The sequence below is a fragment of the Paenibacillus sp. Marseille-Q9583 genome, assembly GCF_976954365.1.
Genome location: NZ_CDRJTB010000058.1, coordinates 16,168 through 40,377, shown reverse-complemented (window position 1 = coordinate 40,377; position 24,210 = coordinate 16,168). Strand labels below are relative to the sequence as shown.

Genomic DNA, 24,210 nt, shown 5'->3' with positions numbered 1-24,210 from the left:
GTCAACATTTGCTCGTCCCTCTTTATTAGAGGCGGAGAAATGGCTTATGCTGACTCCACGGATATGGATACGACATCGGTATTTCAGAAGGCATATGTTACTAGTTATTTAGGTGGTGTGGTAGATGTAATAGATTTAACGAATTTAACGGTGGAAAAAGCGAAGATCAAGGTGGGAAATCAGCCGAATAGCGCCGCCATTAATCCGAATAAGACCCAGGTCTTAGTAACCAACAGACAGGATGGGACTGTTTCTGTTATAGATCCATCCACTGACACTGTGATTTCAACCATTGCAGTGGGGTCGTCTCCTCATGGCGTTGCATTTAATTCAGATGGCAGTAAAGCTTATGTGGCTAATTACTCAAGTAACTCACTTTCGGTGATCGATACAGCTAATCTTTCAGTGATACGTACAATATCTGTAAGTAATAAGCCAGTAGCAATGGCGGTGATTGGAGATCGTCTGTACTTAACCCAAAACGGTAGCAGTGAGGTCTCTGTACTGGATGTTAAGAGCGACACTGTGGTTGCAAAAATACCGGTATCTTCGACACCCTATGGCCTTTCAGCCAATCCAGCGGGCTCCAAGATCTACGTAGCGACAGTTTCGGGTACTACTGTAGATGTGATTGATACAGTAACAAATAAAGTGGAAGCTGTCATTCCTGTTGGCAGTCAGGCTTACGCAACAGAAGTCAGTCCGGATGGGAGTAAGGTTTATGTAGCTAAATCTTTAAATAATTCGGTCGCTGTTGTCAATGCAATAACGAATCAGGTGGAAAAAACTATCTCTGTGGGTTCTACGCCATATGTAATTGGTCTCTCCAAAGATGGAAGTCAAGCATTTACGGTTAATTACGGTGCTTCAACTATGAGTGTAATTGACACAGCAACAAATACAGTAATACAAACTATAAATCTCAGCCCAGGACCTTTTATGGTAGGTACCTTCATGGTTCCTGTAGCTGTAGCTGTTAATACAGACCCCGGGAATAGTGGTGGTCCGGAGGATACGGAAGCGCCGATAGTGTCCACATATTCTCCTGAAAAAAACGAGCAGAATGTGAAGGTCAACTCAGACCTTACGTTGACCTTTAACGAAGGTGTAAAGGCCGTTTCGGGTAAAAATATATCGATTTGGAAACCACAAGTTACTTCTAACGCCAGTGGTTCCGAATATCCGGAGGTGCTTGCAAACTCAATCAAAATAGAGACGATCGCTGTTGATGATACAAGTAAAGTGACGATTTTGAACAATGTTGTAAAGATCAACCCAGCTGCTGACCTAGATTATAAAACGAATTACTTCGTAAAGATCGACCCGGCTGCGTTTAAGGATTCAGCAGGTAATCTCTATGAGGGGTTGTATGGAGAGATAGAGATTCTTGATGGCCAAGTCCATGTGCCGGATGGCTTCACGGGTGCTGAGGTATGGGATTTCAAAACAGGCGCCGGTATTGATACCACTCCACCTATAGCAACAGAGTTCTCTCCTGCAAAAAAAGAAGTGAATGTAGCAGTCGATGCTAATTTGACGTTTACTTTTAATGAAAATGTACATGCGGGTAGGGGGAAATTTATAAAGATTATGGTACCGGGAACAATGTTCTCGGATGGATCATCTAACAATTATACAGAGGCTGTCGAGTTCGAAAAGATTTCCACGAGTGATACTAAAAAAGTGACGATTTCAGGCAATAAAGTTACGATTAATCCAGCAAAAAACATGGAAAATAATAAATATTATTATGTGACCATGGATAGTGGAGCTTTCCAAGATACCTTCAATAATGATTATGTTGGGATGGTCACTTCGGTACAGTATATAAATAATGTACTAATGGAGATGGGCACAGCTCCTTGGTATTTCAAAACCGGAGCTCCAGCGGATACACTCGCGCCAACGGTAGTGGGATTGACTCCTGCGAATGATGCCAAGGATGTTCCAGTGAATACCAACCTCGTATTGGCGTTCAGTGAAAATGTCAAGGTGACTGGTAAAACGATCAAGATTCTTAACAAGGCAGACGACAGTGTTATAGAGACGATAACAGCTAGTGATCCTACGAAAGTTACGGTATCTGGAAGCAAAATAACGATTAAGCCTGCTGCAGATTTGGCGTATGGTACTGGGTACTACGTGCAGATTGAAGCTGGAGCCGTTCAAGATATCGCAGGTAATAGCTATGCGGGTATCACTGACAAGACGAAATGGAACTTCACAACCGTTGCGCCAGATGAAACTGCTCCAACAGTGACCTCTCTGGCACCTGCTATTAATGCAACAAAAGTACCTCTGAACACGGAACTAACTGTCACGTTCAGCGAGAAAGTGAAGGCAGTAGCGGGAGAAGAAAAATATATCAGAATCATGTCGCCGGGTAGTGCTTCTTATTCTGAGAATTTTTATGAATCTCAACCCCCTAAAGAGGAAGAATTGATTGCTATTGATGATACTAATAAAGTAACAATCACAGGCAACGTAGTAACGATCAAACAGACCAAATTGGATTATGGCCGAGAATACTATGTAACCATTGATCAAGGTGCTTTGGTAGATTTAGCAGGAAACAGCTACGAAGGCCTATATGGTTTTGTGGAATACAGATATTTCTCAGGGTCACCTGCGGTAGGTAAGGAAGTAGCAGAAAATACATGGGTCTTTGAAATGGTAGCCAAACCGGACACTACACTACCAACTGTAACGACACTATCGCCTGCTGATGAGGCAACAAATGTTGGGGTGGACTCCAGTTTGAAGCTTACATTTAGTAAAGATGTACAAGGAGTAGCGGGCAAAAAGGTAGTACTCAAAAAAGAGCTAGATAACAGCGTGATTTATACATTCGATATGGGCGATATAACCCGTGTTAGCATCTCGGGCAAAACAGTGACGATCAATCCTTATTTGATGCTGTCAGATCATGACGGAAAATATATGGATTACAATACGAAATATTATGTACAGGTTGATGCCGGAGCAATAAAGGATGCGAAAGACAACGCTTTTGCAGGGATTACGGATAAGACCACTTGGAACTTCACGACAGGATTAGCTCCTGATAAGACGGATCTTACGGCCACAGCATATTTGCCGGTAAAAGGGGCTACGAATGTAGCAGCGGATACAAGCTTGAAGCTGACATTCAGTTCAGCTGTTCAAGATGTGTGGGGTAAAAAAATTGAAATTCGCAAGAAATCTGACGATAGTGTTGTGTACAGCTTCGAAACAGGTGCTATGGGCGTCAACTTATCGGGTAACAGCGTAACCTTTAATCCAATGCTTGTAACCCCTGGTAACGGTGTGAAGGTGGGTTATTTACAACCAAGTACAGAATATTATGTCCTTGTTGCGGCTGGAGCGTTTAAGGATGCTGTGGGTAACAAGTACGCGGGAATTACGGATAAAGCAACTTGGACGTTTACGACTGAACCAGATACGGATGGGGACGGTATTCCAGATAGCTTAGATCCATTCCCAACCGACCCGACGAAGCCGGGTAACGGTGGTGAACTGGATACAGACGGAGATGGTATTCCAGATAGTCTAGATCCAGATGATGATAACGACGGTCTGACCGATGAGCAGGAAATCGTGCTCGGTACAGATCCGAAGAAGGCAGATACGGATGGCGACGGAATCAACGATAAGGATGATCCATTCCCGACGGATGCAGCGAAACCGGGAAAAGTCGGTGATGAGCTGGATACAGACGGAGACGGCATTCCAGACATTTTAGATCCGGATGATGATAACGATGGTCTGACGGATGAAGAGGAAATCGTGCTTGGAACGAATCCGCAGCATCCTGATACAGATCATGATGGAATCAACGATAAGGATGATCCGTTCCCATTGGATGCGACAAAGCCAGGTAACGGTGGTGAACTGGATACAGACGGAGATGGTATTCCAGATAGTCTAGATCCAGATGATGATAACGACGGTTTGACAGATGAGCAGGAAATCGTGCTCGGCACAGATCCGAAGAAGGCAGATACGGATGGCGATGGAATCAACGATAAGGATGATCCTTTCCCAACGGATGCCGCAAAACCAGGAACAGTAAATGGTGAGCTGGATACAGACGGAGACGGTATTCCAGACAGTCTAGATCCAGATGATGATAATGATGGTCTGACGGATGAAGAGGAAATCGTGCTTGGAACGAATCCGAAGCATCCTGATACAGATCATGATGGAATCAACGATAAGGATGATCCATTCCCATTGGATGCGACGAAGCCGGGTAACGGTGGTGAACTGGATACAGACGGAGATGGTATTCCAGATAGTCTAGATCCAGATGATGATAACGACGGTCTGACCGATGAGCAGGAGATCGTGCTTGGAACAGATCCGAAGAAGGCAGATACGGATGGCGACGGAATCAACGATAAGGATGATCCGTTCCCATTGGATGCGACAAAGCCAGGTAACGGTGGTGAACTGGATACAGACGGAGATGGTATTCCAGATAGTCTAGATCCAGATGATGATAACGACGGTTTGACAGATGAGCAGGAGATCGTGCTTGGCACAAATCCGAAAAAGGCGGACACAGACGGCGATGGAATCAACGATAAGGATGATCCATTCCCGACAGATGCAACGAAACCGGGAAAAGTCGGTGATGAGCTGGATACAGACGGAGACGGTATTCCAGACAGTCTAGATCCAGATGATGATAATGATGGTCTTACGGATGAAGAGGAAATCGTGCTTGGAACGAATCCGAAGCATCCTGATAGCGATCATGATGGAATCAACGATAAGGATGATCCGTTCCCATTGGATGCGACAAAGCCAGGTAACGGTGGTGAACTGGATACAGACGGAGATGGTATTCCAGATAGCCTAGATCCAGATGATGATAACGATGGTCTGACAGATGAGCAGGAAATCGTGCTCGGCACAGATCCGAAGAAGGCGGATACAGACGGCGATGGAATCAACGATAAGGATGATCCATTCCCGACAGATGCAACGAAACCGGGAAAAGTCGGTGATGAGCTGGATACAGACGGAGATGGTATTCCAGATAGCCTAGATCCAGATGATGATAATGATGGTCTGACCGATGAACAAGAAAACGTACTTGGAACGAATCCGAAGCATCCCGATAGCGATCATGATGGAATCAACGATAAGGATGATCCGTTCCCAACGGATGCCGCGAAACCAGGAACAGTAAATGGTGAGTTGGATACGGACGGCGACGGTATTCCAGATAGTCTAGATCCCGATGATGATAACGATGGCCTGACGGATGAAGAGGAAATCGTGCTTGGAACGAATCCGAAGCATCCTGATACAGATCATGATGGAATCAACGATAAAGACGATCCGTACCCAACGGATGCCACGAAGCCATCCTTAAGTAATCTAGTAAATGATTACAATAAGTTGGATATTATCTATGGTGCAGGGGATCATGCGAAGCATGTGACCAAAACATTATACTTGACTGAAAAAGGTTCTTCTGGAAATACATCAATCACTTGGGCATCAAGTAAACCTGATGTCGTTAGTGCAACGGGTAAAGTAGTTCAGCCTGGACCTGATGAAAGTGATATCGAAGTTACTTTAACTGCAACGATTCTTGACAAAGAGACTGGTGAAAAGCGCACAAAGACATTTAAAGTGACCATTGTCAGAATGTCAGATGAGGATGCTGTTAGAGATGCTGCTAAAGCATTAGGGGTAGATAAGGCTTTTAAATTCTCGGATGGAGATACTTGGGAGTCAGTTACAAATGAATTCTTGTTGCTTGGTATAGGAAAACATGGAACGAAGATTACATGGGCCTCGACCAATATCGATGTTCTTAAGCTATCCAGCAAAGATGGTGAGGAACAGGGTACCGTGAACAGACCTGAAGTTGGTGATAAGAATGTAATTGTTACCGCTACGATCTCTAAGGGTACCGCCAAAATCACAAAGAGTTTCCTTCTGGTTGTTACTAACAAGAACATAGTGAAGGAAAAAGAAAATACACGCCAAGAGAGCGGAAGAACGGCTGATGTAAAGGCAAACGCAAATGACACGATTCACACGGAGAGTCTGAACATACTCAGAACAACGCTCAGCAATCAGGTTAAGATTGATACTGTTATCGTTGATCCGTCTAAAGTGGAAAGTCTGACGAATTCTTTTAATCCTCAGGATGGAGATATTAAAAACCGGACGCTAACTGTTGAAATTAAGCAGCAAGCAGATGATAAGGCAGATGAGATTGCCATAGAGATTCCGGCTGCAGCTGTTTCGGCACTGGCTGACAGAAATGCGGGTATGAATATCTTTACCGATGAAGGTTCTGTAAAGTTGAGTCAGGAAGCTTTAAAAGATGCAGCAGCTAAGGGTACAGATCTTTATTTCCGAATTGTACCGGTTAAGAACGTACAAGAGGATAGTGAGGCTAAAAAAGCAGCGAATACTGACCCTAAGGTTACTTTAGCCGCTGCTGGGAATCAGATAAACTTACTGGGTCTGCCAAGAAAGATCGAAACTAACTTTGGTGGATTTACCACAAAGGTTGTTCTCCCATTAAGTGGAATTACTATTCCAACTGAGAATAGACAAGCTTTCTTAGACGCTTTGAAGGTGTTCATCGAACATACGGATGGCACGACAGAGCTGGTATCAGGAACTATACAATATGAGAACGGCGTAGCAACAGGGATCCAATTTGAGATTTCGAAGTTCAGTCGTTTTCAAATCGTGAGTTTCTCTGCTCAGTCGAATAATGAGAATATTCCGGGAGGAACGAACACGCCTGGTGGCACTACGATCAGTAATCCTACTAACAATAGTGGCACAGATAAGGAACAGCCTAACAATCCAAATGTAGTTCATGAATCACATAAAGGATATATTTTAGGCTATGCGGATGGCAGCTTCAACCCGGAACGAATGATTACCCGTGCGGAAATGGCAACGATTTTGGCAAGGTTATGGGGTAAGAATGAAGCACAAGCTACCTCAGCTTATAAAGATGTAAATACAACTTATTGGGCTTTGCAGTCTATTAGTGTAGTTACAGCACAAGGGTTAATGAAGGGGTATGCAGATGGCAGCTTTAAGCCGAATCAGCTAATTACTCGTGCAGAAATGGCTATCATTGTAGAGCGCTTGCTGGATAAGGCTCAAAGTGGGACCAGCAGCTTTAAAGACATTAATAGTGGACATTGGGCAAAAAATGCAATTGATGCGGCCAAAGCAGCTGGTATTATCAACGGATATTTGGATGAAACATTCCGTCCGAATCAGACATTAACCCGTGCAGAAGCCGTTGTGATGATTAACAGACTTTTGGGCAGAGGACCATTGCATGGAGCACAGCAGAAGTGGAAAGACGTCAGTGATAAACACTGGGCGTACGGACACATTCAGGAAGCTAGTATGAACCATTCCTTTGAGAGACAGCAAATTGGTGGAGAGCAATACATTCCTGATGTAAAATAAATGAATCTTTTATAAGTGAATAAATATTTTTTTAAAAGAGAACCCCCTTACGCTATACGGTATCTATATACTGTTAGCGGTAAGGGGATTTTTTTGCGAAACTTTTCTTTTAGAAGTTTTTTCTACCACCAGCTAACTTTCCATGAACTTAATCGTTATACATAAGAAGGGAGGTGCAGGATGAAGCCCGGGCAGCTACATCAGATACTTCAACCGAAAATGTTAGAAATTCAAAAATACTTGATTCGTCTCGGGGCACCTGCAGCCGACGCGGAAGATATCGTACAGGATACGGTGTATAAGGCACTTTTGTACATCGACTCTATTGACGAGAACAAATTTAGTGCATGGCTATATAAAGTAGCGATTAATCGTTATTATGATCTGTGCCGCCGCAGCAAGCGGATAGTCATTCCTATTGACTATGTGGATGTGCCTGATATGGAACTGCCGGAGGATCATGTGCTGTTAAAAGAGAAACGAGAGGACATCGAGCGTGTACTAGATGAGCTTCTTCCTCTCCACAAACAGCTCATTATTATGAAGTACGAGCTGGAGCTGTCCTATCAGGAGATAGCCGAGCTCCTTGGGATCACAACGGATACGGTCAAGTCGGCATTGTTTCGTGCCCGCAAGCAATTCCAAAAAAAGTATAGAGGTGAAGCGGAATGACAGCACCATGGGAACAAAAGGATGATCAAAACCTTTCAAAAATAATTAAGAAAGCAAAACGAAAAACAATGATTCGTAATATGATTATTTCGCTGATTGTGACTGTTATAGTATTGTTCGGCGGCATGCTGGGTATCTCTCAACTGACTAGCTGGTTAGCGATGCGCGGGCTGGATGAGGAGAGGATCATGATGGAAATTAGCAGTCCTAATCTTCATGAGCTGAGAACTGAGCTGGATCTAGGATTTTTATCAGGAAAAGTTGAACTGAGTACTTACAAGGTTGTTGAAGGTGTACCTGTCGTGTGGGATACTAAAAAGCTGGATTTTAGTATGAGCAGCCGCTTTTCTCTGCTTGATAGGGGTTACACTAGTATTAATGTTCCTGATCCTGTAATGACCAGCCAAAATTATGAATATTACCGAGGATATAACAGTCAAAATGGACAGCGGGAAATGATGTTCTATGTACCTGGGGTGAATTATAACGGAAAGGTGTTGAATGACCTACCTGCACTTGAACAAATGGAACCTGATAAGTTGGTAGAAATGGCAGTTTCGTTTGATAAAAGCTATACACAAGCAGAAGTAGAGAAGATGCTGCCAACAGAGCTGACACAGAAGTGGTATTGGGTAGATACGTATGATAATAAAAAAAAGCTTGAGTTTATTACGAATGACAGCAGCCCGAATAAATATGCATTACCGGAATCAGCGAGACAAGTATACGGTTACGGTGTCAATTGGGAAGGGTTATTTAAACCGAAACCAGAGGATTTTTTACAATCACTAGCATATGGGCTTCAGAAAGAGGGCAAGTATTACGGAGAATTTGAGCGAATCTCGAACTATTTGAAAAAGGATAAAGCGGCACCGGATGCCAGTGACGTACAGCTATTGGGAGTTGTTGTTACAGGAACTGCTAAGGAGTTGCAGAGCCTCAAAGGAAAGCCATATGTTAATACGGCAGTTCTCGGCGCGGTTGTGGATAAGTATTAATCTTATAGTAAAAATACTGAAGAGGTTGTCCCATAAGTGTTCAACAGAGCAGCGATTCTCCTGTTATTGGAGGATCGCTGCTCTGCGTTGCCCAAACATTCTGAGTCCATCATAACTAATTACTCTATATACCATGGGTTAAAGTAAGAATAAGTTCGCAACCTACCCAATCAAACCTACGTCCATTTGGCCGACCATAGTTTCATTTCCTTCAAAATTTGATGCAAATCCTCACCTTTTGGAGTTAAAGAATATTCCACTGTCACCGGTACGGTAGGAAAAACATGGCGTTCTAGTACACCGTGTTCCTCCAAATGGCGCAGAGTACTAGTCAAAGCACGAGGGCTGACATTAGTGATTTTTCGCTGAAGCGCTCCAAAGCGTTGGGTGCCGTCGAATAACTCTCTTAGTACGAGAAAAGCCCATTTTCCGCCCAATACCTCAAGTGTTTTTTCTACATTACATTCAATAGTAAGTGGGGTTTTAGGAATATAATTATTGCTAGATTTAGCTGTTGTCAAGGAATCTCCTCCTGTTTTGGTGCCACTATACTCTTGTATAGTAACTACTCTAGAGATCATATAGTAAACTAAATTTCACTTCTTCCTATTATATACAAACTATTCTAGAATGAATATGTGCGTTAGGCAACCTGCCGAAATCATAACACGGAACTATGGAAAGGAGCAGTTATTATGAAATATCGTAGATTAGGTGGAACAGGCCTAAAAGTTAGCGAGATTAGTCTGGGAAGCTGGCTGACATACGGAGGATATGTAGAAAGAGATAATGCTGTTAAAGCCATTGAAACCGCTTACGACCTAGGCGTGAATTTTTTTGATACGGCAAATGTTTACGAAAAGGGTGCTGCTGAGAAAGTGCTAGGCGAGACCTTGCGGAACTATCCGAGAGAATCCTATGTGCTGGCCACTAAAGTATTTGGCGAAATGGGGACGGGGCCTAATGATCGTGGTCTATCCCGCAAGCATATTACGGAACAATGTCACGCAAGCTTGCAGCGTCTCGGCGTAGAATACGTGGATATTATGTATTGCCATCGTTTCGATACGGAAACTCCAATTGAAGAGACCTTACGTGCGCTGGATGATCTGGTTCGTCAAGGCAAGGTATATTATGTCGGTGTAAGTGAGTGGACTGCGGCGCAAATGACAGATGCGTTAGCTGTAGCAGACCGCTATTTACTGGATCATATCGTGGTTAACCAACCGATTTATAATATGTTCGAACGTTATATTGAGAAAGAAATTATTCCGCTCGGCGAGCGACGTGGCATTGGACAGGTTGTTTTTTCTCCACTGGCTCAAGGGCTATTAACTGGTAAGTATAACGCGGACATCCCTGAAGATAGCCGTGCGGCTAAGCTGGATCGGTTGAAAAAGGCGATTACAGAAGAGAAGATTGAAAAGGTTCGCCAACTAAGCGGGGTAGCTGCGGAGCTGAATATTTCTGTGGGGAATCTGGCTTTGGCTTGGATTCTGCGTCAGCCTAATGTGTCTAGTGCGCTAGTAGGCGCCAGCAATCCACAGCAAGTTGAAGAGAATGTTAAGGCTTCGGGAATAGAACTTTCCGAGGATATTTTGAAGAAAATTGAAGAGATTCTTAACTAGAGATAGATTCAAAAAAAAGGAGATATGATCATGGCGAAAGTAGTTGTTACTGGCGGAAGCGGGATGCTCGGCAGATGGGTGGTCCGGCATTTTGTTGAGCAAGGGTATGAGGTTGTGAATGTGGATACACAAAAGTCTCCAGATTCCTTGTGCCAAACGATCATTGCTGATTTGAATAATTTAGGTGAAGTGTACGGCGTACTTGCAGGCGCTGATGCAGTTGTGCATCTGGCTGCGATCCCGGCCGCAAATATAAAGACGAGTGAAGTCACCTTTCAAAATAATGTAGTATCCACCTATAACATTCTGGAGGCTGCGGCTGGACTAGGCATTCGCAAAGCAGTTATTGCCTCCAGTGAATCCTCATACGGTATCTGTTTTGCGGTTAACCCATTGGGGCCGCAGTACGTGCCTATGGATGAGGATCATCCACAACTTCCTGAAGACAGCTATGGTCTATCTAAAGTTGTGAATGAAAAGACAGCAGAGATGTTCCAGCGCAGAACGGGCATACAAGTCGTTTCCCTAAGAATCGGAAATGTCATTGACCCATCGACGTATGAACGTTTTCCTTCCTTCATTCATGATCCCGCGCAGCGTGATCGGATTCTGTGGAGCTATATTGATACACGAGATGTAGCGACAGCTTGCCAATTGGCGATTGAAACGGACGGATTGGGCGCAGTTGCTCTTAATATATGCGCAGATGAGACCAGTATGGCTGTTTCTAGCAGAGAGTTAATGGCCGCACGTTATCCAGAGGTGACGGATTTCCGCCAGCCGCTGGAAGGTCATGAGTCGTTACTCAGCAATGCGAAGGCGAAGAAGCTGCTGAATTGGCAGCCAAAGCACTTATGGCGAGATTGCGTTAACGAATAAATGACGAGCCAGGTTTACTTTTACTATAAATGAGAGTTCAAAAAGTACGGTTTTCAGCACCGGAAGTTTCGCCTGAATTCAATATTCGATGTCGAGTAGTCTTCTTGTGATCCTTCGTGATCAAAAGCGGACTTTTAGAACATCCTCTATAAGGAGCGTGTGAAATGAAGGTATTATTTATCGGAGGTACGGGACTGATTAGCCAGGCTGTATCCCCGCTCGCCGTAGAACAAGGAATAGAGCTGTATTTGTTCAATAGAGGACAAAGAGGCGAATTCGTTCCGGATGGGGCGAAGGTGATTCAAGGTGACATTCGTAATCCGGCAGAGGCTGCCGAAGTATTGCGAGATTATGAATTTGACGTAGTGGTAGACTGGATTGCTTTTACACCGGAACATGTGCAGACAGATATTGACCTGTTTATAGGTAAAACGAAGCAGTACATTTTTATCAGCTCGGCCTCGGCTTATCAGAAGCCACAGCGTAATTATATAATCACAGAAGAGACACCCCTGGAAAATCCTTACTGGGAGTACTCGAGAAATAAAATTGCCTGCGAGCAATTATTGATGGAGGCACACAAGAACAGCGGATTCCCGGTTACAATTGTTCGTCCTTCCCATACTTACGGAAATACAGCCATCCCTGCGGCACTCACGAGCGGACAGCATCCTTGGTCCTTGATTGATCGTATCCGTCGTGGCTTGCCTTTAGTCATCCATGGAGATGGAACATCTTTGTGGACACTGACGCATAACTCAGATTTTGCCAAAGGGTTCATCGGATTGCTTGGGCATCCGGAAGCGATTGGGGAGGCCATTCATATTACTTCCGATGAGGTGTTGAACTGGAATCAGATCTATGCGGCCATTGGGCAAGCGGCAGGTGTGGAGCCGAAAGTGGTTCATATCTCTACAGACTTTATCACAGCCTTCTCCCCACCAGGGACGGCGGATGGCTTGATCGGCGATCAAGCGGTCAGCAGTGTTTTTGACAATTGTAAAATCAAACGTCTCGTGCCTGACTTCCAGGCTGCCGTTCCTTTCTCTGAAGGGATAAAGCAGTCGGTTGCTTGGTTCGAGGCTCATCCTGATCAATGTACAGTCGATTCAGAATGGTCTGCTTTACTAGATCATTTGATCGAGAAACATGGAGTTGAGGCCAAGCCTCTATCCTTTTACTCATAAGATTTGTACGGTTAATATTTAAAGACGGTCTGTTCCTAAGGGAGCAGCCGTTTTTTTTGGGTTTGTCTCGCTCAATGTAAGGTTATGGAATGAATCAGCAAATCATGAATATACTCTCACTACCTTAAATTCCGTTAAAAAGGAGTCCTGGCCATGCCAACACATCCCTTTGTCTCGCGTTTTTTTGTAAACTCAGATGCAAGCCGTGAGAAGTTAATTTATGATTTGCCAGAATCCTGGTGGAGCCGTCCCTTTGAATATGAGTGGTGTATTAACTTTATTTCTCCACATGGTGTGGTGCTGGATGCTGCTTGTGGAATTCCTCATCCCTTGAAATTTTATTTAGCTGGGGTATGTGCAGAGGTTTATGCTTGCGATATGGACAGCAGGGTTATTTACCGGGAGGACATCCTAGATGCGATTACTGATGAGATTGGGGAAAAAGCGGCAAAGCAGGTTATAGCTAGAAGAACGAACAACTTGCATCTTGCTCAGGCCAATCTTACGGCTCTTCCATATGAGGATGAGAGCTTTGACACTATTTTTTGCATATCAGTGCTGGAGCATTTGACCTTAGAGGATACGGTCGGCACTTTACGGGAATTTCACCGAACGTTGAATGAAGAGGGGCTGCTCGTGCTAACGTTTGATTACCCAACGGTAAACTTAAATCTTATGAATGATTTGCTGCTGCAGGCTGGTTTTCAATATTGGGGGGAGACGGATTTTGAGTTGCCTGCAGATGCTGTGTCCACAGATTTGTGGGGTGGATTACAATGCTTCCGGGCTGTTTTGAAAAAATCAAAGGCATAACAGGTCTTCTTACCCTTAAATTAGTAATCTATTTCCAGTAAGCTAGAATAATAGCTAATATAGATTCCATAATGAGGATAGGAGGCTGTATTTTTTGAGATTAGGGTCGAATGTACTGCGCAGCATGCTACTCTCTACACTTCTATTATCACTGATTCTCCCTTCTACGATTGCATCTAGTGCAGCTTCGCCATCTTCAGAACCTATCAGACTTGCTTTTGCTGGTGATATTCTCTTGGACGGTTTTGTGGGTGATCAGATCGCGAAATACGGAGTGAACTTTCCGTTTGTAAAAGTCGCACCTACCTTGCAAAAGGCAGATATCGCCTTCGCGAATCTGGAAACGCCAGTGTCTATTCGAGGGAAGGCAGCAGAGAAAACCTTTGCCTTTAGGTCCAAACCAGCAGTGCTTAGTGGCTTAACCTATGCTGGGATTGACGGCGTATCTTTGGCTAATAATCACATTTTAGATTTTGGAACAGACGCTATGCTCGACACACTGGTACATCTGGATCGAAACAAGATTGGCCATACAGGAGCTGGCAAAGATGTAGAGGAAGCGTTCAAACCGTATACAAGGACGGTAAAGGGGAAGAAGATCGCTATCTTAGGTGTAAGTCGAGTGCTTTCAGGGCCTTCTTGGTATGCCGGCAACAATAAACCGGGAGCTGCCTCAGCCTACACCTCGCAGCCTATGCTTACGGCTATTCAGAAGATGTCTAAGGAGAATGATTTCACGATTGTGTACATTCACTGGAATGAAGAGTTTAAGGATTATCCTGAACAATACGCCCGCACGCTAGCCAAACAGATGATTGATAGTGGTGCAGATATCATACTCGGCGCACACAGCCATTGCCTGATGGGCATCGAATACTACAAAAATAAACCGATCTATTATTCACTTGGAAATTTTGTGTTTAATCGTTCTACACGTGGTGGAGAGAAGACACTTCACTCGATGCTGGTGAATTTTGAGATTAATGAGGCCCAGGTGACTAGTAAGATTACGCCAGTCAAGATTATTGGGGGACAGCCCAACTTTATGGATGATTCTTACAATAGGAAGACGATTAAGCTAATGAATAACCTTTCTTATAATGCAATTGTTGATGCGAATGGCAGGGTTACGGAGAAGCCATTATAACGATAGAATAGATCGACCAGAGATCACTGGTCGGTTTTTTTTGTAATTAAATTCAATTAATTACACTAAATTTATCCAATATTTGATCTTTCTATTAATAATATGTAATACTTATATTAAATCAGTACATAATAGAAAGCTGGATTGTCGAAAAAAGTAGATGCATAAAGCATAAATAGTCTGTATTAATTCTACTAAACGTTTCTTTGCTCTGATATACGTCGGAGTGTTTCCAGACTTGATGTATTGGGTAAATGATGGTATCAATTGGGATACTCTGCAAGCTGATTTGTAATCGCAATGTTGGATATTTATTAATTTCAAGACGAATAAATTGGATCGCTTTACAGCGTTTTGTCGAAACTGTACATATTTTTGTCGAATAATTGTCGATAAATATCATATTTTGTAGAAATAAAATTGACAGGGAATGAATAGCACTTTAATATTAGAGTATAGCGTAATCATTACTATCACATAGAAGCCTACATAGCTTTTAGCAAAAATGATTATTAATGTGAATTCAAGGGAGGATGTACGATGATGAAAGCGACAGGCATAGTAAGAAAAGTAGATGAATTGGGACGTATCGTAATTCCTATTGAACTACGTAGAACGATGGGAATTGACATAAAAGACCCGCTCGAGATTTTTGTAGATGGAGAGAAAATTATTCTTAGAAAATACGAGCCAACTTGTATCTTCTCCGGAAGCGCAGAGAACCTCATCAATTTCAAAGGTAAAATGGTAAGCAAAGATGTTCTCGATGAGCTGATTTCTAGCTTTGACAGAGTGTAGTCGATAGATTACACATTTTTGCTAAAAAAGAACCGGTACAGCAAGCACAATTTGTGCATGCTGCCGGTTCTTTTTTATGATAGCACAACAAAAAAAGCAGCAAATCCCCTAGAATAATAGGAAACCTACTGCCCACGCGATCCTTATTCAGACTCCAGCACACTTTGAATTTTTTTGATAAAGGCTTCATATTGCACAAGGCCCAATTCCATACACAGCTTTTGGTAAGGGGACAGTTTGCAATCTAGTTGTTTTAATTTCTGATCAAGATCATCGTACATTGCCTGCTTTTCTATCAATGCTTGCCGAAGTAGATTATCTATGTTCTCTTTATCGGTCTTATCTCCGAAATACAGATGCATAAAAAAGTCTGAACGCAGAACTTCCTTTTCAGCCGGTGTTTGCAAGTAAGCATGGAACTGATCCAAGCCGGCACGGGTAATGGTAAATACATTTTTGTCAGGTTTGCCTTCCTGCCTTATGGATTCTTTGGTGATTAGGTCCAGCTTCTCCATCTTGCTCAGGGTTGGGTAGATGGTGCCGTAGCTGGCATCAAAGAAAAAAGAAAAGTATTCCTCGAAATGCCGTTTTATCTCATAACCCGAATGAGGTTTTTCACTTAATATCCCTAGAATGACATCTTGTATATTCATGAATCGTTGTCGCTCCTCTCTTTCACCTCCTACCATATCACAACTGCATTTCGCTCTCAATTTGAAAAGGCATAACCAAGGAGGCGAACTAAATAATTACGCATTTGCTGGTACGGGCTCTTGTTCTTGTGATAACTGAGTTTCCTTGCGAATGAAGGTTAGGATAATGCTTAAACCAGCTATTGCTGCACCAATGCAGAGTAGATAGAACATATCTTTCCATACACCATTGCCTCCGATAACTAGGTCGAGCATGCCATTTACCGCGTAGTAAGCAGGTGAGAAGGGACCGATCCAGCTATAAAAAGGAGAAAGCACATCACGAGGAATCGTTGCTCCGGAAGCTAACATTTGTATGGAGAGAAGCGCGATATTTAGCCAGGCGCCAGCGTCGCCGAGTAACAGCAGACTGAACTGTGCAAGAATCATGCAGGAGAGAATCACAGTGAATTCGAACAGCCACATAAGCAGAAAGCCATGGTTGGAGTGGATCCCGAGTGAGTTAACCATGATAGTCCCCACTAGAGAGGTTAGTACAGCCGTTGCACCCATAATGGCAAACCGGGCTCCAAAGCGATCCCATTTACCAAATTGACCTGATAAGTTGGAAGAAGCTTTTTGCAGATTCATGGCGAGTAACATTGCTCCGGTAAAGGAGGCAGTAACAATCATTAACGGAACCATTGTTTGTGCAAAATTAGTTGTGGGATTGATGACTTCAACGTTTGCGGAGATTCGGCTGCTTGCCGCACTTTTGATGATCTCTGCTTGTGCTTGCGGCAGCTTCATAGCTTCGAGGGTTTGGTTTAGTGCTGTATTACTGCTTTGAGTGTTCGTGGCAGCCGTGACTTTAAGTGCTACAGTCTGCATAACATTGCTAACCATTTGCGGATTAGATTCATTTATGAGGTAACGGAGTTCAGTCTTTTCGGATGGATTACTAATCGCTCCGGTGAACCCTTGTGGAATATTGATAATCATGCGGATTTCTCTATGCTCAAGGGCTTCCTTGGCAGCTTTTAGTGGAAGGTCCTGTCTGGTTACGAACTGAAGGGACTGGGTAATGCCATCGACTACAGGCTGAGCATTCGCACCATCCTCGTTCACAATAGCAATGGGCAACCGATCTACCCGATCAGTTACATGGTCATACCCTGTAATCCAGATTAAGCTGAAAAAGACTTGGAACAACAGTGCAGTTATAATCCCGACGATGGTAGCAGGCTGTTTAAGGAAGCGCATGATTAATGGACGTGACATGGTTATCTCTCCTTTATATTTCAACATGTTATATTTCAGGTTGTAATATAACATGTTGAAATATAAACTGCAACAAGAAAAGTGGAGAGCATGGACATTCCGAAGTGATATCATATATCATAGGGCTTGTACTGGAAATTTCGTGCAGATGAATGTGCTTACCTGAAGCAAAAGAGAATGGGGAGGAACAACAGATGAGTAAAGAGGTACAAGGAACAGAACTGAACGCGGTTCACTCGGAGTTGAACAAGCCGGAAGCGATTGTTTTTGATATGGATGGAACATTGTTCCAGACTGAAAGTCTTTTATTACCTGCATATCATAAAATGTTCGATATTTTGCGGGAAGAGGGATTATACTCAGGACCAACACCGCCGGAAGAGCTTATTCTAAGCGGCTTAGGGATGCTGCTGGCAGATATTTGGAAGAAGGTTATGCCTGATGCCGATGAGGCGGTGCACCGCCGTGCAGATGAGCTGCTATTACAGCTTGAGGTCGAAGGACTTGAAGCAGGTGGGACGTTACTGTATCCTCAGGTGGTCGAAACACTGACTGCCCTAAAAGAGCGTGGAGTACGGTTGTTTGTGGCTAGTAATGGGCTGGAGGAATACATTCACAGTATAGTTGTGGTTCATGAGCTTAAAGAGTTATTTGAAGGATTGTATAGTGCCGGTGGTCAAGGCACTGCGACGAAGACAGAATTGCTACGCATTTTGCTGGACAATCATGGAATCAAGAGTGCCTGGATGGTAGGCGATCGCTCGTCCGATGTGGAGGCAGGTAAGGGAAATGCTCAAACCGTCATCGGCTGTGCGTATGCAGGTTTTGGACGTCAGGATGAGCTGAAGGGCTCCGATGTAATTATTACTTCCTTCGATGAGTTGATAGACTTGTACGACAACGCATCGGTTAGCGAATAGGAATATCGCGATTTATAATTGGTAAACGAATAAAAGGCAAACCTCATCTAAGCAGAGGGTTGCCTTTTTTAATGTTAAGGTTCTAAATACAGATGCAGGAATAGCTCAAAGCTAAAAAGATATACATAAACAAAGGGGATGATCCGACAGATCATGGAAAGGGGTTATTCCTATGTGATGATAAGGAATCGAGAAGCATGTTAATGAGCTTCCTTTTTATTGCTTTAAGCGCTGCACTTTGAGTGGGCATGTGGTTTTTAGTAATAGGTATAGTCTTTTCTATTGGTGGCGGAGACTTATTTATAGTTACTCATTATGATTCCTTATTTTTTTATATTGTTGTTTTTTTGTTGTGTATCGTGAGCTATCTTTTGTTTATAAAACATCCCGGAACATCAGAAGTCATACAACAACCGCACTTTCTGCATCTTGCAGAGAGGCGGTCGTTTTGTTGTTGAGTATCATTTTACTCCTCAGTAGTCTTAGCTGTGGTTGGAGCACCTTTGTTATTATATAGCCATAACGCGTATTCTAAAGGTCGCACTAGTGCTTTGCGATAGGTGTTGCCGTCCCCTGATCGGGCAAACACTTCACGTGCAGGCTTTGGATTAACCTCCAACACATAGATTTTTCCTTCCCGATCAATGGCAAGATCCAGTGCAAGTTCACATAAGGCCCCGAAACTTTCTTCCAAGAAGGCAGCGGCATCAAGACCTAACCTTTCAGCAGTTTTCATAACCTTATCGGTCTTATCTTGACTACCAAGCCATTCCTTCAGGAGCGTTTCAGCTCGAACGGCGTGCCCACCGCCATGAAGATTGGAGGTTACGCTTCGGGCCGCACCGACCCTTGCTGCCATACCTGTCAGTTCCCAGACGCCTTGCCCATTCTTTTGAACAAGCATGCGGTAATCATGGAAACGTCCACCAGGCAGACGTAGTGGAATCCCCTGTTGGACGAGGAAACGTCCACCAATACACCATTGTCGAACGATGGAATCCAATCGGGATGCAGAGACCTTTCGGGGTGGAATAATCCGGCGATCTTGACGACGGCCTTGAATATCAAATCCCCCTTTAATGTTCTTTACCCGCTCAATTCTAAGGATACCGCGTCCACCTGTGCCGTTTGCAGGCTTGATATAGAGGACCGGGCTCTGCTTTAACATTCGGTGCAGATCCGCAGAGGAGTTATACAGTAATGTTTCTGGCATATGCTGCCGGAAGCGACTCTTTTGTGAGAACGTTTGGTGAATGGTCCATTTGTTGCGCAGTGGACGATTCAGAAACAGTAGATGTTTATAGCGTTCACGGAAACGAAGCAACTGTTGAAAGCGCGTGCTGCGCTGGATACGGCAACGGTCATAAATCATGTTCGGGAAGGAACGCCATTTGCGTGACCATTTCCCGCTCTTTGGATCAAAGACAAGGGCATGGATCTGTTCTTTGCTGGGATGGACATCCATGGGGGTAAACACAAAAACATCCAGGCCCATTCGACTGCCCTCAATGATCATTCTCCGGTACACGGCCTTTTCTTCAAGCTGCTTGGCTTCATTTATATACAAAGTAAGAATGCCTAAGACGGGCTCTGGCACAGGAGTTCACCTTCTTGTGGAGAGTTTGTAGTACTGACGGTATTCTGTAGTGACCGGATCAATAAAGTTGGCTTGCCAGTAGGGCCACTAGTAAGCGCTACTGCGGCAAGACCAACATTGAAACACATTTTCAGACTGGCCGTATTATCGCTGGCAACACTGCATTCCAGACGGCCTAAACGCTTTAACTGGGCGGCCATAAGGGCGGTGCCGGCATGCCTATTTCGGTATAAGGGATGCACTGCAACGAGACAGGCCTCTTCACCGAAACCGGATACGAAGCTTACTCCTGCTAGCTGGCGCCCATTCTGACCGCGTACGGTGGCGACAAGCAGCGAGACACCCGGCTCTGACAACTGTTCTGGAGTTAATCGGGCCATTACCTTGCAAGCTTGGTTTGTAATCCGACGCTCCCCATGCTCTCTTATAAACTCAAGCAGTCCGGTAAGCCGCGACTTCCATTTTTTGGCATCGGTGTCGTAGATAGAGGATATCTGCATGCTGTGTCACATCCTTTAAGGAAATCTACTTGATATGGCGTGCTAAGTGCTGGCCATATTGAAAGATTCGCTCTAAAGAAAGCTTGCGAATCGCAGGCTCATCAAATTTCATCGGCCGAGAGTTTGCTTCAAAGAACCAGAGTCCACCGTTCTCATCTACACCGAGATCCATCGACATCTCCCCGAGCATAGAATCAGAGGCTCTTTCAATTTGTCTGGCAATTAACAGAGCAGTTGTAGGTACACTTTTTAAGATTAAGGCTGCTCTTTCGGTTCCAAATGTGCTTTCCAGCATGGTGGAGGGCTCCTCGATACTTCCCCCACGAGGTACATGCGTAGTGATGCTACGGGCACCAGCTAGACGCGCACCTATGCCGGTCATTGCCCAGCCGCCTCTGCCATTTTTCTGCAGAAGAACACGTAGATCAAATGGTCGTCCTCGGTGAGTTGCTAGTTCAATAGCTTGCTGTACGATGTAGCGCGAGTTTCCCTTTTCTTTGCCTATCCGTGCCCAGAGGCGTTCTACTGAGGCAGCTTTGTAGGTCACATTTTTTTTGCCGCTTTGAATTTGCAGCCGATAGGGTAATGTGGTATCTGCACGGTATTTTAAACGCATAATTCCTTTACCTGCTTTGCCATTCTCAGGTTTAAGATAGAGACTGGTATGATTATTTAGCATGGCGATAAGCGTATTTGCACTGCGTAAACGTCTGGTTTTTGGAACATGCTTCGAGGTAGCATACGAGCCTTTCAACCATTCAAATAGACTCCATTTATTGAAAAAATATGGATTATATAGCTTAATGCCTGGATGTTCCAGGCATTGAGCTATTTTGCGTACGACAGCAGGTTTTTCCTCATCCTCACGGGTAGGAATTCGATTATAGATGATTTGTGGAAGAGGTACAGGAATGCTGTACCATATTCTTCCGCTGGATGATGGGACATAACCGTTCACCATCCGTTCCTCGAGCTTCAAGTCACGGACAGTGACGACGTAGACAAGAAATCCCAGTTCCTTGCCTGTGCGAATGATGTCCCGGAAATTATTACGGTTGCCATTAAAATGCCTTACTTTATCGCTGGTTGTCAGTATGGCAATAACGGGTTTTGTTTCATCCGGAATATGGGTGTTCACATCTCATCCCTCCTGCGGAATTTGCTGAGGTATAGACAATGCTCCAGAATGTGCTCGATGGAAGCTTTGCCCTCAGCGCGCAGGGAAGGATGACGGAAGATGGAACGTCCTGGTTTGGCGTTGGCCTCGAACATCCAGATGTCTTCATCCTGATCAATGCCGAGATCAAAGCCAATTTCACCGAGCAAATGACGATGCTGGATTTCTAAGGATTCTGCCAGCTTAATGGCTGTACTCTTCGCACGCTGTAATACTTCATCTGCTCGGCTGCCGAATACACGCCCGAGCGCCTGCCCAGGTGTAAGCAATGCCCCCCCGTTTTTGAGGTGAGTGGTGACACTGCCCCGGCCGGCTTTCTTAGCGCCAATACCGACTACAATCCATTGATTACTGCCGTTTTTATGCATATGGAATCGGAAATCAATGGGGCAGCCATCAATTTCAATCAAACGTATTCCTTGTTGGACGATATAATTTTGCAGGCCTTGACCGTGTCGTGACCGAAGCATACGCATGAGGCTTTCAAAGGTAGTGAAGCGCAGAAGTACGTTTTTTCCACCTTTGCGGTAGCGGGCAAAATATCCTTTTTTCGGCAGATAGGTGAGTCGGTAAATCCCGTGACCCAGGCTGCCTGCGGAAGGTTTGTAATATACAAAATGGTGGTGATCCAGCATTTCTCTCATTTTTTCGGAGGAGGGATTGCTGTGTGTCTCAGGTACGTAACGGTTTGCTGCTCCGTCATTCTCTAGCAACCGATAAATATCGGACTTATTGAAAAAGCTCCAGTTGAAGTAAGGGATTTTCTTGCGCATAAAGCGTTCGCGAAGCTGGTTGATATAAGGTGAAGTCTCCGCTCTCCGACTGGGTAGCCGATTGTAGACGACATCAGGCAGAGGAACCATTTTACGTTCGAATTTGCCGCCTGCGGTTAAGAAATAACCATAGACCTGCTCCTGTTGCCAGTTGATATCACGCGGCATAAAGGCAAATATATAACATTTGTTACTGCCTTCCCGCAGTAATTGCTTTATAAAGCCAGTGCGAGAACCGAAGGGTTGATTTGAAGATGCTGGCCCATCGGTCAATACACCGACTAAAGGTCCAAGCTGTACCTCGTCGTTTTGCAGATTGCGTAAATAGATACCACCAGATTTCGGAACCTTGATAGCGCTCTTTACACCAGTGGCGAGGAATAGATGATTTCCGGCGCGCTTGATGGGCTTGATCATGGTCGGGATGGCATCTTTACCGAGTCTAAGGCGAATGTTCTTCTTCCCGGTTAATTTCAAGCTTTTCATCAGTGCACCTGATACATATACAACTCTTTGGGGCTGCTTAGTAAAATGCACATTGCAAAAAGTGAGACTCATTTATGAATCCTCCTTAGGAACCATTGTTATCATTCTCCCGTTTATAACGGAGCTGTCCGTAGATAGGGATGGTATCCGTCGCTGTGTGAGTAGCAGATGGCGCGCATAAGACAGTGGATTCTCGGCGGCGAGCTTAGCAGCCCGGCGGTCGCCCGTCAGCCGGAATACCGTGCGCCCTGGCTTGGAATTTGCTTCAAGTAAATGAATCCGACCGCTCGAATCAATACCGAAATCTAGGCCGAGTTCTCCAAGCCTACCGCATGCGGCCTCCAGAAGAGGAGGCAAGTATGCAGCTTCTGCAGCAAGCTCCTGCATGATGTCTTTTCCGTCCTGACCATATTCTGCAAGTAAAAAGGGCAAAGGAGGAACCGCAGTTCCACCGCCATGCAGGTTCGAAGTCAGTGAACCATGATTACCCAGCCGAACGGCCATGCCAGTAAGATCCCAGCGACCGAGGCCATTCTTTTGCATCAATACACGCACATCGAACGGTTGCCCCTTACGATTAGTTAGGTGCAGATAAGGCTGTATAATATAGCGGCGTGTGCCGATAAATTCATGAATCCAGTTCAGTCCTTCATCTTGCGAGCTGAATACATATTGAAAGGGTGTATTTGTCCCATCACGCCCTCGTACTCTTATGCCTCCTCCAGAGCGTCTATTCTGCAGTATGGCATGCAATGTACGTTTGCCATGGGAGCCTGCTTTGGGTTTTAGGAAGACCCCGTATTCTCTTTCAGCGAGCATATTGCTTAACTTGCGTGTACCGGTATAAAGAACAGTTTCCGGCAGTAAAATAGCGGCTCTTCGGTTGCGCTTCAAGATCTCGTATACGCCCCATTTATCAGGTAAACCTCTTGACCAAGGTAGTGAGCGGTGAAGGAAAGAGAGTGCAGACGAGGCTTCTTTTCTTTCTTTCGGACTATTGTAAAAACAACGATTATAAATGATATCTGGGGGTGTAGAGGTCGTATTGTGCCAGCTTCCGTCTTTCCAGGTATAACCGGTTATAGATGACCCGTCTGCCGCTACTCCATCCGGATGAAACACGAGGACTTTAAGGTTATATCGCGGAGCTGCACGGCATAAATGACTGCAAAATTCTGGCTCGGCAATCGGAGGATTCCCGTGGCGACGGCCCGTCATAATTCCGAGGAACCCCATAGCTGTTTCAGTCATTGTG

Annotated in this window: 18 protein-coding genes; 10 read left to right on the top strand and 8 right to left on the bottom strand. The window is 44.5% G+C overall.

Features of this window, described 5'->3' with window-relative positions:
- Positions 1 to 39: 39 nt before the first annotated feature.
- From ACWNM1_RS22565 to ACWNM1_RS22555, 3 genes are all read left to right on the top strand, one after another.
- Entirely contained in the window at positions 40 to 7,467 is a 7,428-nt protein-coding gene (locus ACWNM1_RS22565) for an Ig-like domain-containing protein (RefSeq protein WP_449602705.1), read from the top strand.
- Between the two features lie 180 nt (positions 7,468 to 7,647).
- Positions 7,648 to 8,139, top strand: a complete 492-nt coding sequence (locus tag ACWNM1_RS22560; RefSeq protein ID WP_042186445.1) for an RNA polymerase sigma factor — start codon at positions 7,648 to 7,650, stop codon at positions 8,137 to 8,139.
- Positions 8,136 to 9,137, top strand: coding sequence for an anti sigma factor C-terminal domain-containing protein (locus tag ACWNM1_RS22555; RefSeq protein WP_449602704.1), 1,002 nt, complete (start codon positions 8,136 to 8,138; stop codon positions 9,135 to 9,137). The genes ACWNM1_RS22560 and ACWNM1_RS22555 overlap by 4 nt, the downstream gene beginning before the upstream one ends.
- A 176-nt stretch (positions 9,138 to 9,313) precedes the next feature.
- On the opposite strand, the gene ACWNM1_RS22550 is transcribed toward ACWNM1_RS22555, so the two are convergent.
- Positions 9,314 to 9,658: a winged helix-turn-helix transcriptional regulator gene (locus ACWNM1_RS22550; RefSeq protein ID WP_042186450.1), complete on the bottom strand. Its 345-nt coding sequence runs from the start codon at positions 9,656 to 9,658 to the stop codon at positions 9,314 to 9,316.
- Between the two features lie 174 nt (positions 9,659 to 9,832).
- On the opposite strand from ACWNM1_RS22550, the gene ACWNM1_RS22545 reads away from it, so the two are divergent.
- The 6 genes from ACWNM1_RS22545 to ACWNM1_RS22520 all read left to right on the top strand — a co-directional run bounded on the left by ACWNM1_RS22545 (position 9,833) and on the right by ACWNM1_RS22520 (position 15,589).
- The gene (locus ACWNM1_RS22545; RefSeq protein ID WP_449602703.1) at positions 9,833 to 10,765 is read left to right on the top strand and encodes an aldo/keto reductase family protein; all 933 of its coding nucleotides are present in this window, start codon (positions 9,833 to 9,835) and stop codon (positions 10,763 to 10,765) included.
- Positions 10,766 to 10,795: 30 nt separating this feature from the next.
- Positions 10,796 to 11,644, top strand: a complete 849-nt coding sequence (locus ACWNM1_RS22540) for an NAD-dependent epimerase/dehydratase family protein (protein WP_449602702.1) — start codon at positions 10,796 to 10,798, stop codon at positions 11,642 to 11,644.
- A gap of 164 nt (positions 11,645 to 11,808) precedes the next feature.
- On the top strand, positions 11,809 to 12,831 hold the full coding sequence (locus ACWNM1_RS22535; RefSeq protein WP_449602701.1) for an SDR family oxidoreductase: 1,023 nt from the start codon (positions 11,809 to 11,811) through the stop codon (positions 12,829 to 12,831).
- Between the two features lie 153 nt (positions 12,832 to 12,984).
- A complete protein-coding gene (locus tag ACWNM1_RS22530) occupies positions 12,985 to 13,644 on the top strand; it encodes a class I SAM-dependent methyltransferase (RefSeq protein WP_339269939.1) in 660 nt (219 codons plus the stop codon).
- Positions 13,645 to 13,768: 124 nt separating this feature from the next.
- Positions 13,769 to 14,791: a CapA family protein gene (locus ACWNM1_RS22525; protein ID WP_449602710.1), complete on the top strand. Its 1,023-nt coding sequence runs from the start codon at positions 13,769 to 13,771 to the stop codon at positions 14,789 to 14,791.
- A gap of 540 nt (positions 14,792 to 15,331) precedes the next feature.
- Complete coding sequence (locus ACWNM1_RS22520) at positions 15,332 to 15,589, top strand: AbrB/MazE/SpoVT family DNA-binding domain-containing protein (RefSeq protein ID WP_042125931.1); 258 nt, start codon at positions 15,332 to 15,334, stop codon at positions 15,587 to 15,589.
- A 143-nt stretch (positions 15,590 to 15,732) separates the two neighbouring features.
- On the opposite strand, the gene ACWNM1_RS22515 is transcribed toward ACWNM1_RS22520, so the two are convergent.
- Entirely contained in the window at positions 15,733 to 16,242 is a 510-nt protein-coding gene (locus ACWNM1_RS22515; protein ID WP_042186461.1) for a PadR family transcriptional regulator, read from the bottom strand.
- 96 nt (positions 16,243 to 16,338) lie between these two features.
- On the bottom strand, positions 16,339 to 17,502 hold the full coding sequence (locus ACWNM1_RS22510) for an ABC transporter permease (protein WP_449602700.1): 1,164 nt from the start codon (positions 17,500 to 17,502) through the stop codon (positions 16,339 to 16,341).
- 194 nt (positions 17,503 to 17,696) lie between these two features.
- Here ACWNM1_RS22510 and ACWNM1_RS22505 point away from each other — a divergent pair, with 194 nt between their 5' ends.
- Complete coding sequence (locus ACWNM1_RS22505; protein ID WP_076283333.1) at positions 17,697 to 18,422, top strand: HAD family hydrolase; 726 nt, start codon at positions 17,697 to 17,699, stop codon at positions 18,420 to 18,422.
- Between the two features lie 466 nt (positions 18,423 to 18,888).
- On the opposite strand, the gene ACWNM1_RS22500 is transcribed toward ACWNM1_RS22505, so the two are convergent.
- Genes ACWNM1_RS22500 through ACWNM1_RS22480 form a run of 5 tightly spaced genes read right to left on the bottom strand, consistent with a single transcriptional unit; the run spans position 18,889 to position 24,206 of the window.
- Positions 18,889 to 20,019: a YheC/YheD family endospore coat-associated protein gene (locus ACWNM1_RS22500; RefSeq protein WP_449602699.1), complete on the bottom strand. Its 1,131-nt coding sequence runs from the start codon at positions 20,017 to 20,019 to the stop codon at positions 18,889 to 18,891.
- Positions 20,001 to 20,519 carry an N-acetyltransferase family protein gene (locus ACWNM1_RS22495; protein ID WP_449602698.1) on the bottom strand — a complete coding sequence of 173 codons (519 nt, stop codon included), beginning with the start codon at positions 20,517 to 20,519 and terminating at the stop codon, positions 20,001 to 20,003. The genes ACWNM1_RS22500 and ACWNM1_RS22495 overlap by 19 nt, the downstream gene beginning before the upstream one ends.
- A 25-nt stretch (positions 20,520 to 20,544) precedes the next feature.
- The gene (locus ACWNM1_RS22490; protein ID WP_449602697.1) at positions 20,545 to 21,657 is read right to left on the bottom strand and encodes a YheC/YheD family endospore coat-associated protein; all 1,113 of its coding nucleotides are present in this window, start codon (positions 21,655 to 21,657) and stop codon (positions 20,545 to 20,547) included.
- Positions 21,654 to 23,027, bottom strand: a complete 1,374-nt coding sequence (locus ACWNM1_RS22485) for a YheC/YheD family endospore coat-associated protein (RefSeq protein WP_042186478.1) — start codon at positions 23,025 to 23,027, stop codon at positions 21,654 to 21,656. Before ACWNM1_RS22485 ends, ACWNM1_RS22490 begins: the two co-directional genes overlap by 4 nt.
- Positions 23,028 to 24,206: a YheC/YheD family endospore coat-associated protein gene (locus ACWNM1_RS22480; protein WP_052404216.1), complete on the bottom strand. Its 1,179-nt coding sequence runs from the start codon at positions 24,204 to 24,206 to the stop codon at positions 23,028 to 23,030.
- Positions 24,207 to 24,210 lie beyond the last annotated feature (4 nt).

Coding starts and splice junctions, on each gene's coding strand:
- ACWNM1_RS22515 (WP_042186461.1), bottom strand. CDS start 16,242: ATGAATATACAAGATGTCATTCTAGGGATATTAAGTGAAAAACCTCAT.
- ACWNM1_RS22540 (WP_449602702.1), top strand. CDS start 10,796: ATGGCGAAAGTAGTTGTTACTGGCGGAAGCGGGATGCTCGGCAGATGG.
- ACWNM1_RS22535 (WP_449602701.1), top strand. CDS start 11,809: ATGAAGGTATTATTTATCGGAGGTACGGGACTGATTAGCCAGGCTGTA.
- ACWNM1_RS22520 (WP_042125931.1), top strand. CDS start 15,332: ATGATGAAAGCGACAGGCATAGTAAGAAAAGTAGATGAATTGGGACGT.
- ACWNM1_RS22530 (WP_339269939.1), top strand. CDS start 12,985: ATGCCAACACATCCCTTTGTCTCGCGTTTTTTTGTAAACTCAGATGCA.
- ACWNM1_RS22525 (WP_449602710.1), top strand. CDS start 13,769: ATGCTACTCTCTACACTTCTATTATCACTGATTCTCCCTTCTACGATT.
- ACWNM1_RS22555 (WP_449602704.1), top strand. CDS start 8,136: ATGACAGCACCATGGGAACAAAAGGATGATCAAAACCTTTCAAAAATA.
- ACWNM1_RS22545 (WP_449602703.1), top strand. CDS start 9,833: ATGAAATATCGTAGATTAGGTGGAACAGGCCTAAAAGTTAGCGAGATT.
- ACWNM1_RS22505 (WP_076283333.1), top strand. CDS start 17,697: ATGAGTAAAGAGGTACAAGGAACAGAACTGAACGCGGTTCACTCGGAG.
- ACWNM1_RS22485 (WP_042186478.1), bottom strand. CDS start 23,027: ATGAGTCTCACTTTTTGCAATGTGCATTTTACTAAGCAGCCCCAAAGA.
- ACWNM1_RS22495 (WP_449602698.1), bottom strand. CDS start 20,519: ATGCAGATATCCTCTATCTACGACACCGATGCCAAAAAATGGAAGTCG.
- ACWNM1_RS22565 (WP_449602705.1), top strand. CDS start 40: ATGGCTTATGCTGACTCCACGGATATGGATACGACATCGGTATTTCAG.
- ACWNM1_RS22480 (WP_052404216.1), bottom strand. CDS start 24,206: ATGACTGAAACAGCTATGGGGTTCCTCGGAATTATGACGGGCCGTCGC.
- ACWNM1_RS22560 (WP_042186445.1), top strand. CDS start 7,648: ATGAAGCCCGGGCAGCTACATCAGATACTTCAACCGAAAATGTTAGAA.
- ACWNM1_RS22510 (WP_449602700.1), bottom strand. CDS start 17,502: ATGTCACGTCCATTAATCATGCGCTTCCTTAAACAGCCTGCTACCATC.